The sequence below is a fragment of the Streptomyces sp. NPDC060232 genome, assembly GCF_042726555.1.
Lineage (GTDB): Bacteria > Actinomycetota > Actinomycetes > Streptomycetales > Streptomycetaceae > Streptomyces.
In genome coordinates, this window is sequence record NZ_JBHXAG010000006.1 from 22,161 (window position 1) to 41,231 (window position 19,071).

The 19,071-nt window shown below is 74.1% G+C and carries 20 protein-coding genes; 13 read left to right on the forward strand and 7 right to left on the reverse strand.

The window, feature by feature from the left end; translation table 11 throughout:
• Positions 1 to 39 precede the first annotated feature (39 nt).
• The 5 genes from ACFWFZ_RS11370 to ACFWFZ_RS11390 all read left to right on the forward strand — a co-directional run bounded on the left by ACFWFZ_RS11370 (position 40) and on the right by ACFWFZ_RS11390 (position 2,650).
• Complete coding sequence (locus tag ACFWFZ_RS11370) at positions 40 to 678, forward strand: DUF6230 family protein (protein WP_387120041.1); 639 nt, start codon at positions 40 to 42, stop codon at positions 676 to 678.
• The gene (locus ACFWFZ_RS11375; RefSeq protein ID WP_387120045.1) at positions 669 to 1,223 is read left to right on the forward strand and encodes a DUF6114 domain-containing protein; all 555 of its coding nucleotides are present in this window, start codon (positions 669 to 671) and stop codon (positions 1,221 to 1,223) included. Before ACFWFZ_RS11370 ends, ACFWFZ_RS11375 begins: the two co-directional genes overlap by 10 nt.
• On the forward strand, positions 1,220 to 1,870 hold the full coding sequence (locus ACFWFZ_RS11380) for a hypothetical protein (protein WP_387120047.1): 651 nt from the start codon (positions 1,220 to 1,222) through the stop codon (positions 1,868 to 1,870). The genes ACFWFZ_RS11375 and ACFWFZ_RS11380 overlap by 4 nt, the downstream gene beginning before the upstream one ends.
• A 120-nt stretch (positions 1,871 to 1,990) precedes the next feature.
• Positions 1,991 to 2,299, forward strand: a complete 309-nt coding sequence (locus tag ACFWFZ_RS11385; RefSeq protein ID WP_387120050.1) for a DUF2087 domain-containing protein — start codon at positions 1,991 to 1,993, stop codon at positions 2,297 to 2,299.
• Positions 2,300 to 2,449: 150 nt separating this feature from the next.
• Entirely contained in the window at positions 2,450 to 2,650 is a 201-nt protein-coding gene (locus ACFWFZ_RS11390) for a DUF5988 family protein (protein WP_387120053.1), read from the forward strand.
• Between the two features lie 40 nt (positions 2,651 to 2,690).
• On the opposite strand, the gene ACFWFZ_RS11395 is transcribed toward ACFWFZ_RS11390, so the two are convergent.
• The 4 genes from ACFWFZ_RS11395 to ACFWFZ_RS11410 all read right to left on the reverse strand — a co-directional run bounded on the left by ACFWFZ_RS11395 (position 2,691) and on the right by ACFWFZ_RS11410 (position 7,447).
• Positions 2,691 to 4,118 (reverse strand): dihydrolipoyl dehydrogenase family protein, encoded by a 1,428-nt coding sequence (locus tag ACFWFZ_RS11395; RefSeq protein WP_387120056.1) that lies wholly within the window; start codon positions 4,116 to 4,118, stop codon positions 2,691 to 2,693.
• A gap of 41 nt (positions 4,119 to 4,159) precedes the next feature.
• A complete protein-coding gene (locus ACFWFZ_RS11400) occupies positions 4,160 to 4,567 on the reverse strand; it encodes a thioredoxin family protein (RefSeq protein WP_387120059.1) in 408 nt (135 codons plus the stop codon).
• Between the two features lie 83 nt (positions 4,568 to 4,650).
• On the reverse strand, positions 4,651 to 6,090 hold the full coding sequence (locus ACFWFZ_RS11405) for an aldehyde dehydrogenase family protein (RefSeq protein WP_387120062.1): 1,440 nt from the start codon (positions 6,088 to 6,090) through the stop codon (positions 4,651 to 4,653).
• A 157-nt stretch (positions 6,091 to 6,247) separates the two neighbouring features.
• Complete coding sequence (locus tag ACFWFZ_RS11410) at positions 6,248 to 7,447, reverse strand: thiolase family protein (RefSeq protein ID WP_387120064.1); 1,200 nt, start codon at positions 7,445 to 7,447, stop codon at positions 6,248 to 6,250.
• Between the two features lie 354 nt (positions 7,448 to 7,801).
• On the opposite strand from ACFWFZ_RS11410, the gene ACFWFZ_RS11415 reads away from it, so the two are divergent.
• The 4 genes from ACFWFZ_RS11415 (at position 7,802) to ACFWFZ_RS11430 (ending at position 11,662) form a co-directional block, all read left to right on the forward strand.
• A complete protein-coding gene (locus tag ACFWFZ_RS11415) occupies positions 7,802 to 8,581 on the forward strand; it encodes a DUF4190 domain-containing protein (RefSeq protein WP_387120067.1) in 780 nt (259 codons plus the stop codon).
• A gap of 213 nt (positions 8,582 to 8,794) precedes the next feature.
• Positions 8,795 to 9,463 (forward strand): hypothetical protein, encoded by a 669-nt coding sequence (locus ACFWFZ_RS11420; protein ID WP_387120070.1) that lies wholly within the window; start codon positions 8,795 to 8,797, stop codon positions 9,461 to 9,463.
• A 138-nt stretch (positions 9,464 to 9,601) separates the two neighbouring features.
• Positions 9,602 to 10,984 (forward strand): amidase, encoded by a 1,383-nt coding sequence (locus tag ACFWFZ_RS11425; protein ID WP_387120640.1) that lies wholly within the window; start codon positions 9,602 to 9,604, stop codon positions 10,982 to 10,984.
• 231 nt (positions 10,985 to 11,215) lie between these two features.
• Complete coding sequence (locus ACFWFZ_RS11430) at positions 11,216 to 11,662, forward strand: hypothetical protein (RefSeq protein WP_387120073.1); 447 nt, start codon at positions 11,216 to 11,218, stop codon at positions 11,660 to 11,662.
• Positions 11,663 to 12,025: 363 nt separating this feature from the next.
• On the opposite strand, the gene ACFWFZ_RS11435 is transcribed toward ACFWFZ_RS11430, so the two are convergent.
• Complete coding sequence (locus tag ACFWFZ_RS11435) at positions 12,026 to 12,892, reverse strand: TIGR02452 family protein (protein ID WP_387120075.1); 867 nt, start codon at positions 12,890 to 12,892, stop codon at positions 12,026 to 12,028.
• Positions 12,893 to 12,999: 107 nt separating this feature from the next.
• Here ACFWFZ_RS11435 and egtA point away from each other — a divergent pair, with 107 nt between their 5' ends.
• The 4 genes from egtA to egtD are packed head-to-tail and all read left to right on the forward strand — an operon-like array spanning position 13,000 to position 17,346.
• Complete coding sequence (gene egtA / locus ACFWFZ_RS11440) at positions 13,000 to 14,316, forward strand: ergothioneine biosynthesis glutamate--cysteine ligase EgtA (RefSeq protein ID WP_387120078.1); 1,317 nt, start codon at positions 13,000 to 13,002, stop codon at positions 14,314 to 14,316.
• Positions 14,313 to 15,617 carry an ergothioneine biosynthesis protein EgtB gene (gene egtB, locus ACFWFZ_RS11445; protein ID WP_387120083.1) on the forward strand — a complete coding sequence of 435 codons (1,305 nt, stop codon included), beginning with the start codon at positions 14,313 to 14,315 and terminating at the stop codon, positions 15,615 to 15,617. Before egtA ends, egtB begins: the two co-directional genes overlap by 4 nt.
• Entirely contained in the window at positions 15,617 to 16,375 is a 759-nt protein-coding gene (gene egtC, locus ACFWFZ_RS11450) for an ergothioneine biosynthesis protein EgtC (RefSeq protein WP_387120086.1), read from the forward strand. Before egtB ends, egtC begins: the two co-directional genes overlap by 1 nt.
• The gene (egtD, locus tag ACFWFZ_RS11455; protein ID WP_387120088.1) at positions 16,372 to 17,346 is read left to right on the forward strand and encodes an L-histidine N(alpha)-methyltransferase; all 975 of its coding nucleotides are present in this window, start codon (positions 16,372 to 16,374) and stop codon (positions 17,344 to 17,346) included. The genes egtC and egtD overlap by 4 nt, the downstream gene beginning before the upstream one ends.
• On the opposite strand, the gene ACFWFZ_RS11460 is transcribed toward egtD, so the two are convergent.
• Both ACFWFZ_RS11460 and ACFWFZ_RS11465 read right to left on the reverse strand, forming a co-directional pair.
• On the reverse strand, positions 17,229 to 18,176 hold the full coding sequence (locus ACFWFZ_RS11460) for a lysophospholipid acyltransferase family protein (protein ID WP_387120091.1): 948 nt from the start codon (positions 18,174 to 18,176) through the stop codon (positions 17,229 to 17,231). The two genes, egtD and ACFWFZ_RS11460, sit on opposite strands and share 118 nt — an antisense overlap.
• Positions 18,173 to 19,006, reverse strand: a complete 834-nt coding sequence (locus tag ACFWFZ_RS11465) for a GNAT family N-acetyltransferase (protein ID WP_387120094.1) — start codon at positions 19,004 to 19,006, stop codon at positions 18,173 to 18,175. The genes ACFWFZ_RS11460 and ACFWFZ_RS11465 overlap by 4 nt, the downstream gene beginning before the upstream one ends.
• Positions 19,007 to 19,071 lie beyond the last annotated feature (65 nt).

Sequence of the window (19,071 nt, forward strand, 5' to 3'; positions counted from 1 at the left end):
CGGTAACAACGGTGCACAGCCGAAATAAGGGACGATCCCATGACCGGTTCCCCCCACTTATCCGACTTATCCGACGAGCGCGGCGACTCCGGCCGCGTCCGCTGGCGCCGGTTCGCCGTGCTGACCGTCCCCGCCGTCGCGGTGACCGCAGGACTCGGCATCGCTCTCGCCCAGGGCGTTCTGGCCGCCTCGTTCGCCGTGTCGGGACAGCAGTTCAAGGTGTCGGCGAGCAGCCTGGAGGGCGAGGGCTTCGCGCAGTACGGCGGCGTCGACGTCAACGCCCGCGACGAGCTCATCCCGGTGGCCGTCACCGCCATCCGGGAGGCCAAGCTCAGCAACCTCTGCCAGTCCGTCGTCACCACGCTCCCGGTGATCGGGGACATCTCGCTCAACCTCACCGCGGGCGGGAAGACCCCGGTGGAGGCGAGCAACCTCTTCGTCGACGCGACCCAGCTCGCCGGTGACGCCGTCTTCAGCAACATCGAGATCGGGCGCGACGCCTCCACCCTCGACAAGGGTCCGGCGGACGCGCAGGGCATGCAGGACCTCTTCGCCCAGCAGGCCGACACGGTCCGCATCACCGGTCTCCAGCAGACGGCGTGGGCGACGAACGCCGGAACCTTCAAGCTCTCCGGCCTCAGCATGAACGTCAGCAAGGGCAAGAAGGAATGCTTCTGAGCCGCCGTCAGCGGTGGCGGCGGTGGCGGCGCAGCAGGCCCTTCTGGGGCGGGCTGTTCGCGATCCTGGCCGGGGCGTGGATCTGCGTCCTCCCACTGGCGCCGTTGAAGATCATGCTCCAGCAGGGGGTGGCGGGGATCCCGTCCGTCCTGTTGGGCATCGTGATGGTCGTGCTGGGCCTCACCGCCTGGTTCTCGCCACCCCAGCGCGGTCTCGCGGGTGTCCTCACCACCCTGATCGCCACCGCCGCGCTGGTCCTGTCGAATCTGGGCGGCTTCCTGATCGGCACCCTTCTCGGCATCCTCGGCGGCGGCCTGATGTTCGCCTGGCAGCCGTGCGCCGCCCGGCGCTCCGGCGGCGGAACCGGGGCCGGGACCGGGGCGGAGCCCGACCCGGATCCGGTGCCGGCTTCGACGCCCGGTCCGGTCCCGGCGCCGGCGCCGGCTTCGGCTTCGGTCCCGCGCTCGGTCCCGGCTCCGGTCGCGCCCCGGAGCGCGCCCCTTCCCCCCACCCCGCACCCTGATCCCCAAGGAGCACAGCCATGAGCCGCACGCGCACCGCGCTCGCCCTCGGGACGGCCGCCGCCGGAGCCATAGCGCTCGCCTCGGTCACCGCCTCCGCCGCTCCCGTGCCCGTGGCCGGGTCGACCACCGTCACCCCGGCCGGCCACGACTTCAAAGCCGTCCTCAGCGGCAAGGCCACCCTCAAGGCCGGTTCGGTGACGGTGACCTGCACGGTCTCGGTCTCCACCGGAACGGTGCCGGCCGCCCCCGGCAACAGCAACCCGTCCGGGCCCGTGTCCTCACCGATCTCGCCGCCGACGTACAGCTCCTGCACGTCCAGCATGCCGGGGGTGACCCCGACGGTCACCACCAGCGGTGCGTGGGCGGTGTCCATGCAGGACGGCGCACCGATCACGGCCACCATGACCGTGCCGACCGGCGGGCTGGTCCTCAAGACGACCGGGCTGGCCTCCTGTACGGTCACCGCCGCGCCCACTGCCCCGGGGAGCGTTCCGGGCACCTGGGCCAACGGCAGCCCGTCGACCCTGACCTTCACCAACGCCTCCGTGCCGGTCAAGGTCACCGGCGGGTTCGGCTGCCCGACCAGCGCCACCGCGTCCGTGTTCAACGCGGTCTACAAGGTCTCCGACGTCACCGATCCGGCCCAGGACATCACCGTCGGCCCCTGAGCCCCGCCGTACGAAGCCCGGCCCGTCCGCCCCGGAGTCGCCCGAGGCGGACGGGCCGGCGCATGGTCCGGGCGGGAAATTGCGTTGCCGGACCCGGTGCGCCGCGAGAGGGTCGCTGCCATGTCGCAGAACACCGAACCCCCGCAGCAGCCCGCCCCGCGCCCCGCCCGCCGGGACGTCTCCAACCTCTTCTCCGGCGGCCGCCTCACCGCGATCCCGCGCAAGGCGGCCCGGCGGGAGCAGTTGCTCGTCCACCTGGCCGAGACCCTGTTCGCAGTGGAACGCACCTACACGGAGCCCGAGGTGAACGAGGCCCTGCGCACCGTGCACGACGACTGCCCGGCGCTGCGGCGCTACCTGATCACCTCGGGGCTGCTCACGCGAACCCGCGACGGCCGCAGCTATCAGCGGGCCACGACCGCCCGGTAGCGGGTCGCCGCCCGGTACCGGGTCGCCGGCCGGCATCAAGCGCGCACGGCTGATGCACGCCACGTGACGGCCCGTCGGAAGAGGTCACGGGCACGCCCGGGCGGCGGCCTTCCTGATGCGCGCGGGCGCGCGAATGGGAACACTGGGGGCATGGCGAACAAGGCAGCCCTTGAGGGCGGCCCGGACGATCTGCAGGAACGGATCGTCGAGGCCGCCCCTCCCGGAGAAGACCTGAAGATCGCGCACCGCGGCGGCTACGAGCACTTCAGGAGCACGTCGCGGACCCAGGACGGGCCCGAGGGCCCGCTCCCCGTGTACGAGTGGTGGGAACGCACCGAGATCGCCGAATGAGGCCGCGCGCGGCGGCCGGGACGCTCCCTGCTCCCCCGCCTCAGCCGCGGTAGGTCTCCAGCAGGCGCAACCAGATCTCGCTGACGGTCGGGAAGGCCGGTACCGCGTGCCACAGGCGCGCGATCGGGACCTCTGCGGCGACGGCGACGGTGGCCGCGTGCACCAGCTCGGCGGCGCCGGGGCCCACGAAGGTGGCCCCCAGCAGCACCTCGCGGTCAAGCTCGACGATCATCCTGGCCCTGCCGCGGTAGCCCTCGGCGTACAGCCCGGCGCCGGAGACCTTGGACAGGTCGTAGTCGACGGCGCGCACCTTGCGGCCCGTCCGCTCGGCCTCGGCCAGGCTGAGGCCCACCGCGGCGGCCTCCGGGTCGGTGAAGACGGCCTGGGGCAGCGCGCGGGTGTCGGCGGTCGCCGCGTGGGCTCCCCAGGCGGCGGTGTCCAGCGGGGAGCCCGCGGCGCGGGCCGCGATGGCGGCGCCCGCGATGCGGGCCTGGTACTTGCCCTGGTGGGTCAGAAGGGCGCGGTGGTTGACGTCCCCGACGGCGTAGAGCCAGTCGAAGCCGGGCACCTGGCAGGTCTCGTCGACCCCGATCCAGCCGCCCGGCGCCAGGCCGACGGTGTCCAGCCCGATGTCCTCGGTCCGCGGCGCCCGGCCCGTCGCCATCAGCAGTTCGTCGCCCTCGACGACCTCCCCGCCCTCCAGCACCACGCTGACGGGCCCGGTCGAGCCGTCCCGGACGACCGCCTCGACGGCCACCCCCGTACGGATCACCGCGCCTGCCTCGCGCAGGGCGTCGGCGACGAGCTCCCCCGCGAAGGGCTCCATCCTCGGCAGCAGCCGGGAGCCGCGTACGAGGACGGTCACCTGCGATCCCAGGGCCTGCCAGGCGGTCGCCATCTCGCAGGCCACCACGGAACCGCCCACGATGACCAGCCGGCCGGGGGCCTCCCGCGCGGAGGTCGCCTCACGACTGGTCCACGGGCGGGCGTCGGCGATGCCCGGGAGGTCGGGGACCGCGGCCCGGGTCCCGGTGGCGACGACCACCGCGTGCCGGGCCGACAGCACCTGCTGCTCGCCCTCGGGGCTGGTGACGGCCACCTTGCGAACCCCGCGGAGGCGGCCGTGGCCGCGGTGGACGTCGGCGCCGATGGAGTCGAGCCAGTCGATCTGGCCCTGGTCCTTCCAGTCGCCGACCCAAGTGTCGCGGTGCGCGTACACCGCCCCCGTGTCCAGGGGGCCCTCGACGGCGCCCGCCAGGCCCGGCACCCGGCGGGCGTCGGCCCGCGCCAGCACCGGGCGCAGCAGCGCCTTGCTGGGGATGCACGCCCAGTAGGAGCACTCTCCGCCGACCAGTTCGCTCTCCACGAGGGCCGTGCTCAGCCCGGCCGCGCGGGTCCGGTCGACGATGTTCTCGCCGGCCGGTCCCCCGCCGAGCACCACGACGTCGTACTCCACGACTTCATTCATGCGGCCCAGTCTCACCGCTGATCGGTGGCCGCGTCACGCACTCAGGCGTCCGGCGTGCCGGGCCCCCGGCCGCCGGGGTCCTGCGCGCCCGGCTGGGAGGCGGCGATCTTGGCGCGTACCTCGTCCATGTCGAGGGCGCGGGCCTGCCCGATGAGGTCGGTCAGGGCCGCCTCGGGCAGGGCGCCGGGCTGCGCGAAGATGGCCACCTGGTCCCGGACGATCATCAGGGTCGGGATCGAGGTGATCTGGAAGGCGCCGGCCAGCTCCTGCTGGGCCTCGGTGTCCACTTTGGCGAAGACCAGGTCGGGGTGGGCCTCCGAGGCCCTTTCGTAGACGGGTGCGAACTGCAGGCACGGTCGGCACCAGCCCGCCCAGAAGTCGATCAGAACGAACGGGTTCTCGCTGACCGTCCGGTCGAAGTTTTCCTTGGTGAGCTCGACTGTAGCCACGGTGTCCAGACCTCCTGATAGAGCCGTCTGCTCCTTGAACGAACGGCCCGTCCCGGGCATTCCGCCCCGCCGAGGGGCGTGTCTCAGAACGGGTGGCCGGCGGGCGTGGTGCGGGCCGTGGTCCAGCGCAGTTCGGTGAAGGCGTCCAGGTTCGCCTCGCCGCCGAAGCGGGCGCCGTTCCCCGAGGCGCCGACACCGCCGAACGGTGCGACGGCCTCGTCGCCCACCGTCTGGTCGTTGACGTGCGCGATCCCGGTCGGGATCCGCTCCGCCAGGTCGAGGCCGCGCCCCGCGTCGCGGGTGACGATCCCGAGGGACAGGCCGTACGGTCCCGCCGAGGCCAGTTCCACCGCCTCGTCCTCCGTCGCGAAGGACCGTACGGGCGCGACCGGGCCGAAGACCTCCTCGGCGTAGGCGGGGGTGTCGTCGGCGGCGGCGGCCAGCACGGTCGGCCGGTAGAAGAGGTCCCGGTGCGTGCCGCCGGCGACGAGCTTGGCCCCCGCCGCGGTGCTGGCCTCCACCAGTGCGTGTACGCGCTCCAGCTGGGCGCGGTCGATCAGCGGGCCCAGGTGGACCTGCTCGCGGTACGGATCGCCCACGGCCAGTTCCTCGGCGCGTGCGGCGAGCCGCTCGACGTACTCGTCGTAGAGCGAGGCGTGCACGAGGTGGCGGCCTGCCGTCATGCAGATCTGGCCCTGGTGGAAGAAGGAGCCCCAGGAGGCCTGGGCGACGGCGGCCCCGACATCGGCGTCGCGGAGCACGACGAGGGCCGAGTTCCCTCCCAACTCCAAGTGCATCCGCTTGAGGTGACGCCCCGCCAGTTCCGCGACGGTACGGCCGACGGCGGTGGATCCGGTGAAGGAGACCACCCGCACCCGCGGGTCGGCGACCACCGCGGCGCCCGTGGCGGCGCCGCCGGGCAGGACGTGCAGCAGCCCGTCCGGCAGTCCCGCGGCGGCGAGGACCGCGGCGAGCGCGAGTCCGCCGCAGACGGCGGTGCGCCGGTCCGGCTTGAGCAGCACCGCGTTGCCGAGCGCCAGGGCCGGCGCGACCGAGCGGATCGCCAGGATCAGCGGTGCGTTGAAGGGGGCGACGACCCCGACCACGCCGGCCGGGACCCGGCGGGTGAAGGACAGCCGGGGCTCCTCGCTCGGCAGCACCTGTCCGGTCGGGCGCGAGGCCAGCGCAGCCGCCTCGTAGCACTCCTGCGCGGCGACGTGCAGCTCGAAGGCGGCCTTGCCGGGTATCGACCCGGACTCGCGCACCAGCCACTGGCTCAGCTCGTCGGCGTGGGCGGTGAAGAGGTCCCCGGCGCGGCGCAGCACCGCGGCCCGCACGGGGTGGATGGTGCGCGCCCAGTCGCGCTGCGCCGCCTGGGCGCGTACGGCGGCCTCCGCGACGTCGGCGGGCGCGGCGAGGTCGAGGGTGGCGAGGGTGCGGCCGGTCGCGGGTTCGACGACCGGGGCCGCGCCGCCGGTGAGTGTGGGTCCGTCCTGCCAGAGCATCGGGTCGAGGAGCGGCATGGCGCGGGGCCTCCGGGTGGGGATGGGCGGGGTGCCGGACGAGGGGGGCGGCAGCACGCGCCATCGTGCCAGACCGGAGGCGCCACTTCTGTTCAGTTATTGGGCAGTTGACGATGAGTACTGACTGGAAACGATCGACGCCCTGGTGGGCGGGGGATCAGCGCTCCAGGACGAGTGCGATGCCCTGCCCGACGCCGATGCACAGCGCCGCCATGCCCGTACCGGAGCCCGCCGCGGCCAGCTGGTGGGCGACCGAGCCGGCCAGCCGGGCACCGGAGGCGCCGAGCGGGTGGCCGATCGCGATGGCGCCGCCGCGCGGGTTGACCACGGCCGGGTCCAGCTCCGGCCAGGCAGCCAGGCAGCCCAACGCCTGCGCCGCGAACGCCTCGTTGAGTTCGAGGACGGACAGGTCGCCGAGGCCGCGGCCCGCCTTGCCGAGGGCGCGCTGCACGGCGTCCACCGGGCCGAGGCCGAAGAGCTGGGGCTCGATCCCGGTGACGGCGGAGGCGCTGATCCGGGCGAGCGGTTCCCGGCCGGTGGCCGCCAGGCCCGCCTCGTCGGTCAGCAGCAGCGCGGCCGCGCCGTCGTTGAGCGGGGAGGCGTTGCCCGCCGTGACCGTGCCCCGGCCGTCCGTCCGGAAGGCGGGCTTGAGCCTGGCCAGCGCCTCGGGCGTGGAGCCCTCGCGGATGCACTCGTCCCGAGCCAGGTCCGCACCCCCGTAGGGCACGACCTCCCCGTCGTACAGGCCGGCGGCCCAGGCGGCCGCGGCCTTGCGGTGGCTCTCCAGCGCGAAGGCGTCCTGCGCCTCGCGGGTGATGGCGTATTTGTCGGCGATCAGCTCGGCGCCCTCGCCGAGGGAGCCGGTCCACTCGGCGGGCATCCGCGGGTTCGTCATCCGCCAGCCCAGCGTGGTGGACCACATCTGCTGGTGCCCGGCGGGGAAGGCCCGTTCGGGCTTCTGGACCACCCAGGGGGCGCGGCTCATCGACTCGACGCCGCCCGCGACGGCCACGGAGGCGTCGCCGAGCGCGATGGCGCGGGCCGCCTGGATCACGGCTTCCAGGCCGGATCCGCAGAGCCGGTTGACGGTGACGCCGGGGACGGTCACGGGCAGTCCCGCCAGCAGTACCGCCATGCGGGCCACGTCGCGGTTGTCCTCGCCCGCGCCGTTGGCGTCGCCGAAGACGACGTCGTCGATACGGGCCGGGTCCAGGTCGGGCGTACGGTCCACCAGCGCGCGCACCACGTGCGCGGCCAGGTCGTCCGGCCGGACCCCGGCGAGGGCGCCGCCGAACTTGCCGATCGGGGTGCGGACGGCGTCGACGACGTAGACGTCGCGGACGGTGCGGATGCTCATGGGGTCTCTCCTGGGCGGATCCGTACGGGCGCGGGCGCACCGGTGCCGGTATGGGCACCGGGGCACGCCACCGGGCACGCCCGGTGGGGCGCGCCCGCAGTCTCCGTCCGCAGGTCACCGCCTGTCAACGGCCCCCCTCGGGAGGTGCGCCGCCGGACGGGCTCCGCACGGCGGGCCGGGGTGGACGGGCGGCGGGGCGGAGTCCGGGCGCAGGCGGGCAGCAGGGGATGCCGGAGCTCGGGGTGTCCGAGCCCCGTGCGACCATCAAGCCTGCCTTCACGGGGCGGCGGCCCATCGCCGCCACCGCCCCGGTGTCGGCGGCGTCCCACCCTCTGAGCAAGGAGCTCCACGCGTATGTCCATACCGCCCGGCCCCCCGTCGTCCCCCGAGCCGTACCCGCAGCCGGGACCGTACGGACAGCCGGGGCAGCCCGCGGCGTTCGGCGGCCCGCCGGGCTGGTATCCGCCGGCCCCGCAGAAGACCAACGCGCTGGCCGTCGTCGCGTTCATCATGTCCCTCGTGTGCGCGATCCCGCTGGTCCCGCTGATCCTCGGCATCGTGGCCCTCTCCCAGATCCGCCAGCGGGGCGAGAAGGGCAAGGGCCTGGCCGTCGCGGCGATCGTCATCCACGGTGTGACCATCGCCTTCTACGGGATCTTCCTGATCCTCGGGCTCTCCGGAGCGCTGGACGACGGAGCCTCTCCGAAACGCGACAACAGCGGCCAGGTCACCGACTCGGGCTCCCGCAAGGTGAGCGACATCCGCAAGGGGGACTGCTTCAACACCGGCGGCGACCTGGCGGAGTACCAGGACGAGGACGGCGGCGAGGCCTCCTTCTCGGTGCGCGTGCTGCCCTGCGACCAGCCGCACGAGGGCGAGGCGTACGCCGTCTTCAACCTGGACGGCGGTGCGTACCCGGGCACGGAGAAGGTCACCTCGCTCGCCGAGGAGAAGTGCTCCGGCACGCTGCTGACCGACTACGTGGGCAAGGACCCCCAGCTCTCGGAGAAGCTGGAGGTCTACTACTACTTCCCGCAGGCCGCCACCTGGGCCCTCGGCGACCGCGAGGTCACCTGCTTCCTGGGCGACACCAGCGGTGCGAGCGCCGGCTCGGTCCGCGCCACCGGTTCCTGAACCGCCGGTTCTCGGCGCTGAGCCGAGGTCCACGCCTGCCTGTCGTACGTCGGCGCGGGGCCCCCACCGGATCCGGTGGCGGCCCCGCGCCGTCGTCCTGCCGGCCGGGGGGCGATGACGCCGGGGCAAGGGCATTCCGACCGCCATGCGGGCTCGGTCGACTGGTGGTGGATCAGTCCGCCGGATGTCAGAGGCGGTTGCGACACTGGCGCAATGAGCGACGCCGGTGAACACGAAGCCCTGGTCGACCCGCGGGACCTGCTGCTGCAGACCGACTGGAACGCGGTGGAACACTGCTGCCCGGACGTGGCGCCGGCCACGCCCGTGATCCTGCTGGAACTCCTCGACGAGGATCCCGTCGTACAGGGCTGGGCTTTCCGGGCCCTGGTCGAGGCCCACACGCGCCAGCAGGTCTTCTACACCGCCACGGCTCCCGCCGCCCGGTTCGCGGCCGCCGTCCTCGGGGATCCGCGGACGCTCGCGCGGGTCACCGACCGCTGCGCGCAGGAGGAGGACGACCTCGGTCCGCAAGCCCCGTTCCCGTTGCGCGCCGGGCTGCTGAGCTGGCTCGGCGACTCGGTGGTGGAGGCGATGGCGCAGCGGGAGCGGCCCTACGGCGACGAGGAGGACATCGAGGCCTTCCTCGATCTCGCCCCTGAGTTCTATGCGGCCGCGCGGCCCTTCCTCGACGCCGGGCCGCCCGAGGTCCGCGGGGCGGCTCTGGGGGTGCTCCTGGCCGTGCTCCGGCTGCCCGCCCTCGCCGAGCGGATACCCGGGCACCGCGAGCGGGTCCGCGCCGCGGCCCTGGTGGAAGGCCCGTACCGCTGGCGGGCCGTGGACACGCTCTCCTGCTGGGGCGAGGAGGTCTCGTCCTTGCTCTGACATCCGGGGCGGCTCCCCGTTACGGTCTTCCTACCGATCGGTAATGGGGGAGGGTTCGCGATGTCGGAGTCATCCGGTGCTGCGGTCACGGGAGCGGTCTCGGCAGCCGTCACGGCGGAGTCCACCGCAGGAGCCACCATGCCCTGCGGCCTGGTCGAGATGGCCGCCGCACTGGCCGAAGGGAGTGTTTCCGCACGTGAGTTGACGCAGGATGCGCTACGCCGGATCGCCGCGGCGCAGCCCGAGCTCAACGCGTTCCGGACGGTCCGCGCCGAAGCGGCGCTCGCCGAGGCCGAGGCGGCCGACCGCAGGCTCGCCGCGGGCGAGCGGCTGCCGCTGCTCGGGGTGCCGATCGCCGTGAAGGACGACATGGACGTGGCCGGCGAGCCGACGGCGTTCGGCTGCGCCGGGGCCTTCGCGAGGAAGACCGCCGACAGCGAGGCGGTACGCAGGCTGCGCGCGGCCGGTGCGGTCATCGTCGGCAAGACCCAGACGCCGGAGCTGGGGCAGTGGCCCTTCACCGAGGGCGGGGCCTTCGGCGAGACCCGCAATCCGTGGAACCGGTCCTACACGCCGGGTGGCTCCTCGGGCGGCTCGGCGGCGGCCGTGGCGGCGGGCCTGGTCCCGGCCGCGCTCGGTTCGGACGGAGCCGGGTCGGTGCGGATCCCCGCCGCCTGGACCCATCTGGTCGGAGTGAAACCGCAGCGCGGGCGCATCTCCACCTGGCCGGAGCCGGAGTCCTTCAACGGGCTCACGGTCAACGGGGTGCTGGCCCGCACGGTCGCCGACGCGGCGCTCCTGCTGGACGCCGCGAGCGGACCGCACCCCGGGGACCTGCACCGCCCGGCACGCATCCGCGCGGTCGAGGCGGCCCGGCGCACCCCGCGCCGGCTGCGGATCGCGCTCTCCTTCGGGATGCCCTTCACGGCGACGCCCAAGTCGCTCGACCCGGAGGTGCGTTCCGCGGTGGAGCGGCTGGCCGCGCGGCTGGAGTCGCTGGGCCACGAGGTGATCCCGGAGGACCCCCGATACGGCCCGATCGGCCTGACCTTCGTACCCCGAGCGACCAGCGGCGTACGGGACTGGGCGACGCGGACGCCGGATCCGGCGCTGCTGGACCCGCGCACGCACCAGGCCGTGCGGACGGGCCGCCTGCTGGGGGGTCTGCCGCTGCGGGTCTCGCGCCGGGCGGAGGCCCTGCTGCACCGGCGGGTCGGCGAGATCTTCGGCCGTTTCGACGTGGTCGTGACCCCGACGACGGCCACTGGGCCGCTGCGGATCGGTGCGCTGGCCGGGATGGGGGCCATGGCCACGGACCGGGCGATGATCGCCGCCTGCCCGTATGCCTGGACGTGGAACGTGCTGGGCTGGCCGGGGGTGAACATCCCGGCCGGGCTGACGGAGGACGGGCTGCCGATGGGGGCCCAGTTGCTCGGTCCTGCGGACTCGGAGCCGCTGCTGCTGGGGCTGGCCGCGCAGGTGGAGGCGGCGGAGGGTTGGGCGGCGCGGCGACCGGGCTGAGGGGACGTCACGGGGGCGGAGCCGGGGCGGGAGCGGGGGCACTGCGCGGGGCGGCGCGGCACTGCGCGGGCGGGGCGGCCCGGGGCGGCACTGCGCGACGCGGGGCGGGCGCGGGCGCCCTCGGTCGACAGGCCGGAATGCGGACGGTAAGCACCCGTGACACGCTGAAGGGGGGATCTCGCCGGCCCCGGCCCGCCCGGCCGCCCGGCCCTGGCACCCAAGGAGACAGAAATGGCCACAGACGCCGGCGGGTCGCAGGCGGCCCGCACGCATCCGGACCCGTGGCACGCGGCCGCCTCGGGCAGAACCCTTCTGGCTGCGGTCCTGATGATCTTCGGCGGGGCGATGGCGTTCTTCGAGGGGATCGCCGCCGTCGCCAGCGACGACCTGTTCGTCGTGACGCGCCACTACCTGTTCGAGTTCAGCCTGACCGGCTGGGGCTGGGTCCACCTCATCCTGGGCATCGTCCTCGTCGCGGCCGGATGCGCCATCCTCGCCACCGGCGCCCTGTGGGCGCGTTACCTCGGCATCACCGTCGCCGGTCTGGGCGCGTTCGCCAACTTCCTGTGGCTGCCGTACTACCCCTTGTGGGCGCTGGTGCTCATCGCGATCAACATCCTCGTCGCCTGGGCGCTGTGCACGGGCGCACACCACGAGGCGGAGGGGCGCGTCCTGTAAGTTCCCTTGGAGCGAGCACGGACGAACCCCTATGGCGACGCCAGGGGCCCGTGGGCCAGCAGACCTGGACGGCGGTCGACGCGCACGTCGACGGGCTGCGCCTCGACGTAAGCGCCGAGGCGCTGACGGCCGCCGCCACAGGCGGTGAGGCGGCGGGACTGCCCGCTCGTCAGGTCGCACCGAACCAGGGCAAGTTGCCGCACCTCCCGGCCCGGATCAGGGGCGCCCGCACCATCCTGGAGATCGGCACCCTCGGCGTATTGCCTGGGCGTATTGCCCTGTGCGGTTGGGGACGCGGCCGGATCCCGCCGGGTTCGCACCCTCGGCTGCGGGCCCGGGCCGCACGCGGCCCCGGGCCCGCCCTCAGGCCCGGAAGGCCGCGAAGGCTCGTTCGAAGGCTTCGCGGGTGGACGGATCGCGGTCCAGGATCGCGAAGACCACGCGGTCGAAGGTTCCCGCGAAACGGCCCGACAGCAGCCCGCGGAAGGCTTCTGCCACCTGGGCCGGGTCGTTGCGGAACACCCCGCAGCCCCACGCCCCGAGCACCAGCCTCCGGTACCCGTGCCACGCCGCCACCTCCAGGACGAGCTCCGCACGCCGGGCGAGCGCCCCGGGGATCTCCGCGGCCCGCTCCGGCTCCTGCCGCAGGATCGTGCCCGCGTTCGGAGCGGGCGAGGTCAGGAAGGATGCCAGGAACGGCGATTCCATCAGGTGGCCCCGGTCGTCACGGAAGACCGGTACCCCGGGCGAGTGAATCACCCGGTCGGTGTAGAAGGTGCTGACTTCCGCACGGTGCACCTCGTAGTACTCCGGGGCCTCCAGCAGCGTCTCGTACAGGGCGGAGGCGCGGCACAGGGCCTCCTCCTGGGCCTTGGCCCCACGGACGTAGCCGCCCCCGGGATTCCGGGCCGAGGCGAAGTTCAGGACCGCCACCGCAGCCGCCGCCCCGGCCGCCCCGGCGTCCGCCCCAGCGTCCTGCGGAGCGTCCGCCGCGAGCCTACGGGCAGCGACCGTACTGCTCTCCCCCGTGACCTCGACGGCCGTCGCGCGGCCACGCCCTACGAGCCGTTCGCCTGGAATGACGCGGTTTGGTCCATATATTCTGGTTCCTGCCTTGGCGTCCGCCAGGGCGGCGGCGAGGTCGATCTGCCGTCCGGCCCGCGTCCGATACCCCCCGGCCGCCAGGATCTCCGCGTTCTCCCGCGCGATCTCGCGCAATCTGCTGCTCACGCCGCCATCCTCAGCACTCCTTTCCCCGGCGGCAAAGGATTTTGTGCCCGAGGGAGGGGTAGGCACGGGTGATGTCACGGCCGACGACAGGAGAAGAGGACCCGGTCATGCCCCTTGACCCACCCGTTCCGCAACCCCCGCCAGGCGACGCTCCCCCCTCCCCCGCGATCAGCGAGACGCAGGCGGAGCACCTGATCCACGGGATCTGTTTCAAGACCGGCCCGCCTCGTCTGCTCGGCGCCGAACTCGAATGGCTGGTGCTGGACGCCGAGCGGCCCGGACTGCGCGTGACCCCCGAGCGGCTCCGGGCGGCGCACGCCGCGGCTCGCGGCCTGCCCCTGAACTCCCGGGTGACCGTCGAGCCCGGCGGCCAGCTCGAACTCAGCTCGGCCCCCGCCACCTCCCTCACCGGGTGCGTGAACGGGCTCCAGGACGACCTCACGGCCGTCCGCGCCGCCCTGAGCGAGCAGGGACTGGTCCTGCACGGCCTCGGCCGCGACCCGCGCCTCCCGTATCACCGGCTGCTGAACAGCCCGCGCTACGACGCGATGGAGGCCTACTTCGACCGCACCGGCCCGGCCGGCCGCGCCATGATGTGCGCCTCCGCCTCCGTGCAGGTCTGCGTGGACGCCGGGCACGAGGAGCCGGGCGTGCTCGGCCACGGCCGGCGCTGGCGGATGGCCCATCTGCTGGGCGCGGTCCTGGTGGCCGCCTTCGCCAACTCCCCCGCGCACGAAGGCCCGTACGCCGGCTGGCGCTGCTCCCGCCAGGGGATCTGGAACGACCTGGACTCCCGGCGCACCCTCGCCCCACCGCTGGACGCGGAACCGCGGGACGGCTGGGTGCGGCAGGCACTGGACACCGAGGTGATGTGCGTACGGTCGTACGAGGGCGAGGCGTGGGACGTCCCGCCCGGTACGACCTTCCGCGACTGGCTGCGCTCGGGCGACGACGGGCGGGCCCTGCGGGCGCCCACCGCCGAGGACCTGGACTACCACCTCACCACGCTGTTCCCGCCCGTGCGGCCTCGCGGCCACCTGGAGTTGCGCATGATCGACGCGCAGCCCGGCGACGACGGATGGCTGGTCCCGGTGGCCGTCGTGCACGCGCTGTTCGACGACCCGGAGGCCGCCGAGACCGCCTACCGGGTGACCAAGGCCCTGGCCGACGCCTACGGTGCGCAGCCGGCGCCCCGCAATCCGCTCTGGCGGTCCGCCGCCCGGCACGGTCTGGCCGATCCCGAACTGCGGGCGGCCGCCAAGACCTGCTTCCGCGCGGCGGCCGAGGCGCTGCCCCGTCTCGGCGCGAGCACCCACGTCCGGGACACCGTCGGCGCGTTCGCCGAGCGCTTCGTGCTGCGCGGCCGATGTCCGGGTGACGAACCGCCGCAGTCTCGGCCCGAGGGGAAGGAGGCCCTGCGATGACCACCGAATCCCACCCCGGGCTGCGAGAACGGGCGGCCGCCTCGCTGACCGCCGCGCGCGCCCGGACGGCGGCCCTCACCGACGCGGTGACCGACGCCGACCTCACCGCCCAGCACTCCCCGCTGATGTCCCCGCTGGTCTGGGACCTGGCGCACATCGGGAACCAGGAGGAGCTGTGGCTGCTCCGCCGGGTCGCCGGACGCGAGTCGATGCGCCCGGAGATCGACCCCCTCTACGACGCCTTCGAGCATCCGCGTGCCGAACGGCCGAAGCTGCCGCTGCTGGGACCCGAGGAGGCCCGCCGGTACGCGGCCGAGGTCCGCGGCCGGGTCTTCGACCTGCTGGAGCGCACCCCGCTGGAGGGCAGCGCGCTCCTGGACGACGGATTCGCGTTCGGGATGATCGCACAGCACGAACAGCAGCACGACGAGACGATGCTGATCACCCATCAGCTGCGGCGGGGTGCTCCCGTGCTGACCGCCCCGGAGCCCGACGCCCCCTACGATCCCCCGGGCGCCTGCGAGGTCCTCGTACCCGCCGGCCCGTTCACGATGGGCACCTCGACCGAGCCGTGGTCGCTGGACAACGAACGGCCTGCGCACCAGCGGGAGACCGCGGCGTTCTGGATGGACACACTGCCGGTGACGAACGGCGCGTACCGCGCCTTCATCGCGGACGGCGGCTACCACGAACCCCGCTGGTGGGCGGCGGCCGGCTGGGACCAGATCCGCCGGCACTCGATCGAGGCACCGTTGTTCTGGCACCGCGAGGGCGGCGAGTGGCTGCGCCGCCGCTTCGGGGTGACCGAGCCCGTCCCCGATGAAGAACCGGTTCTGCACGTCAGCTGGTACGAGTCGGACGCCTACGCCCGCTGGGCGGGCCGGCGACTGCCCACGGAGACCGAGTGGGAGAAGGCGGCGCGCTTCGATCCCGCGACCGGCCGCTCGGCCCGCTACCCGTGGGGCGACGCGGACCCGACCCCCGCCCACGCCAACCTGGGGCAGCGCCACCTGCGCCCGTCCCGCGCGGGCAGCTATCCGGCCGGGGCCTCCCCGCTCGGCGTGCGCCAGCTGATCGGCGACGTGTGGGAGTGGACGGCCTCCGACTTCCTGCCGTACCCGGGCTTCCGGGCCTTCCCCTACCGGGAGTACTCGGAGGTGTTCTTCGGCCCGGAGCACAAGGTGCTGCGGGGCGGTTCCTTCGCGGTGGACCCGGTGGCCTGCCGGGGCACCTTCCGCAACTGGGACCTGCCGGTGAGGCGGCAGATCTTCTCCGGCTTCCGCACCGCGAGGGACGTCTGATGTGCCGTCATCTCGCTTATGTGGGGCCGGAGGTGAGGCTCGGGAAGCTGCTCAGCGACCCCGAGCACTCACTCGTCCGCCAGTCCTGGGAGCCGCGCCGCCAGCGGCACGGCACGGTCAACGCCGACGGCTTCGGCGTCGGCTGGTACGCGGAGGGCGACCCGGTCCCCGCCCGCTACCGTCGCGCCGGGCCGATCTGGGGCGATCTGACCTTCACCGATCTCGCCCGGGTCGTACGCAGCAACTGCGTGCTGGCCGCCGTACGTGACGCCACACTGGCCGGAGCCGACGGTGAGGCCGCCGCCGCTCCGTTCACGGACGGGCCGTGGCTGTTCAGCCACAACGGCGCGGTGCGGAACTGGCCCGCGGCGGCCGCCCCGCTCGCGGCGGCGCTGCCGCCCGAGGAGCTGCTGCAGCTGTCGGCCCGCACGGACTCGGCGCTGGTCTGGGCGCTGGTGCGGCGCCGCCTGCGGGCCGGGGACGACCTGGGCACGGCGCTCGCCGAGGCGGTGCGGGAGCTGTCCTCGGCCGCGCCCGGCTCCCGGCTGAACCTGCTCCTGACGGACGGGGCGACGATCGCCGCGACCGCCTGGGGCGACTCGCTCTGGTACCTGGCCGATCCCGCGGGCGGGCGCACCGTGGTGGCGTCCGAGCCGTACGACGACGACACCCGGTGGTGCGAAGTGCCCGACCGGAACCTGCTGACCGCCGCCCCCACCCGGGTCCGCCTGACCCCGCTCAAGGAGAACCGCTCGTGACCAGCTTCCAGTTGACCAGGACCCTCGACGAGGACGCGGCGGAGACCGCACTGCGCGCGGACGTGCTGCACGGGCTGACCCACACGCCCAAGGTGCTGCCGCCCAAGTGGTTCTACGACGCGCGGGGCAGTGAGCTCTTCGAGGAGATCACCCGGCTGCCCGAGTACTACCCGACCCGCGCGGAGCGGGAGATCCTGCTGGAGCGGGCGCGGGAGATCGCCGCCGTGAGCGGTGCCCGCACCCTGGTGGAGCTCGGTTCCGGCTCCTCCGAGAAGACCCGGCACCTGATCGAGGCGATGCCGGCGCTGGACACCTACGTGCCGGTGGACGTGAGCGAGAGCGCCCTGCGGGGCGCGGCCGAGACGCTGCTCGCCGACCATCCGGGGCTGAGGGTGCACGCCCTCCTGGCCGATTTCACCGCGGCGCTGCACCTGCCGGACTCTCCCGGACCCCGGCTGGTGGTGTTCCTCGGCGGCACGATCGGCAACCTGCTGCCGCCGGAGCGGGCGGTGTTCCTGGCGTCCGTACGGGCGATGCTGTCACCCGGCGACGCACTGCTGATGGGCACGGACCTGGTGAAGGACGAGGCCGTGCTGGTGGCGGCGTACGACGACGCGCGCGGGGTGACGGCGGAGTTCAACAAGAACGTGCTGGCCGTCATCAACCGGGAGCTGGACGCCGACTTCCACACCGCCGACTTCGAGCACGTGGCGGTGTGGAACAGCGAGCAGGAGTGGATCGAGATGCGGCTGCGGGCCCGGTCCGAGCTGACGGTGAAGATCCGGGCACTGGACCTGGTGGCGCCGTTCGCGGCGGGTGAGGAGATCCTGACGGAGGTGTCCGCGAAGTTCCGTCAGGAGGGCGTACGCAAGGAACTGGCCGCGGCCGGGCTTGAGCTGACCCAGTGGTGGACCGACGCGGCGGGCCGCTTCGCGCTGTCCCTGTCGGTCGCCGACGGGCCCGTGGTCTGAGCGGACAGCCCCGGGGCCGGCCGCGGCGTCCGCTCGGACGCCCGGTCGGCCACCGCCCGCTGAGCGGCGGCAGCGAGGCCCCGCCGGTCCGTGTGACGGCCCGGCGGGATCCGCGGCAGCAGTGTGACCTCGGCCCGGATCCCGCGGGCCCGGGCGATCCGCCACAGTGAGGCGGTCAGCGGGTCGTCCCCGACGAAGGCGGGCGCCCCGGCGGGGCTCCCGTCGGGGCGCAGGTAGGCGAGGTGCACGGGCTGTACGGGGACCTTCGCGTCCAGGGCGGACTGGAAGGCGGCCCGGCGGAAGGCGCCCTGGGCGCGCCCGCACCAGGTGGAGCCCTCGGGGAAGACGGCGACCCGGTCGCCGGCGAGCAGCGCGCGGGTCATCGTGGTGACGGTGGCGGGCAGCGCGCGGATCCGGTCGCGTTCGATGAACAGGGTTCCGGCCCGCCCGGCGAGGCGGCCGAGGACGGGCCAGGCCCGGATGTCGCTCTTGGCCAGCATCCGGCAGGGCATGACGGCGGCGACGAGCAGGACGTCGAGCCAGGAGATGTGGTTGGCGACGAGCAGGCGGCCGCCGCGCCGGCCCGGCCTGCCGTGGACGGTTGTCCGTATGCCGAAGGCGCGCACCAGTACGGCCGACCAGGCCCGTACCACCGCGTGCCGGGGGCCGGCCGGCAGCAGCCGGACCGGCGGGGCGCCCAGGATCCCGAGCAGGACCAGGGCCACGGCGCCGGTGAGCCGCAGGACCGCGTGCGGGACGCTCGCGGTCCGTCCCTCGTGGCCGGCGCAGGCCTCGGGGGTGCAGGGCGAGGTGGGCAGCCAGGCGCTCATGCGCCCGGGATGAGCGAGCGGAAGTGCTTGAGGTAGCGCGGGCTGGTCCGGCGAAGGGAGAGCAGCACGTACAGGTCGGCGCAGCCGAACTCGGCGTCGAGGGCGGGTTCGCCGCAGACCCAGGCGCCCAGGCGCAGGTAGCCGCGCAGCAGCGGGGGCAGCTCCATGCGGTCGGGGAAGGCGATGCCCTCCGGGATCCAGGGGATGTGGGGGGTGACCCGGTACTCCTCGGGTGCGGGGCTGCGGGTCAGCGCGTTCTCGCGGGTGGCCGCGGCGAGGACGCCGCCGTCGGCGAGCGGTATCGAGCAGCATCCGGCGAGCCAGTTGTGGCCGGTGCGGTCCATGTAGTGGGCGAGGCCCGCCCAGATGAGGGCGATGACGGCGCCGTTGCGGTGGTCGGGGTGCACGCAGGAGCGGCCCACCTCGACGAGGTCGGGGCGGATGGGCGCGAGCGCGGAGAGGTCGAACTCGCCTTCCGAGTAGAGGCGGCCGGCGACGGCGGCGCGCTCGGGGGGCAGCAGCCGGTAGGTGCCGACGACCTGCTCGGCCTCCTCGTCGACGACGAGGAGGTGGTCGCAGTAGGCGTCGAAGGCGTCGGCGTCGAGGCCCGGCTCGGGGCCGTCGAGGCGGGCGCCGAGCTCCCCGGCGAAGACGAGGTGGCGCAGTCGCTGGGCGGCCCGTACCTCGTCCTCGTCGCGGGCGAGGCGCACGGTGTAGCGGGGGCCCGAGGCGGGGGCGGCGGCCTTGGCCGGGGCGGGGGTGCGGGTGGGCAGCGGGGAGGCGGGGGCCGTGGACGGGGACGGGGACAGGGACAGGGGTGCGATGGTCATGGCGGCTCCTGAACCGGGCACGGAGGGCCAGGCCGGCAGGTGGTGGCCTGGCTCCTCTACTTCTT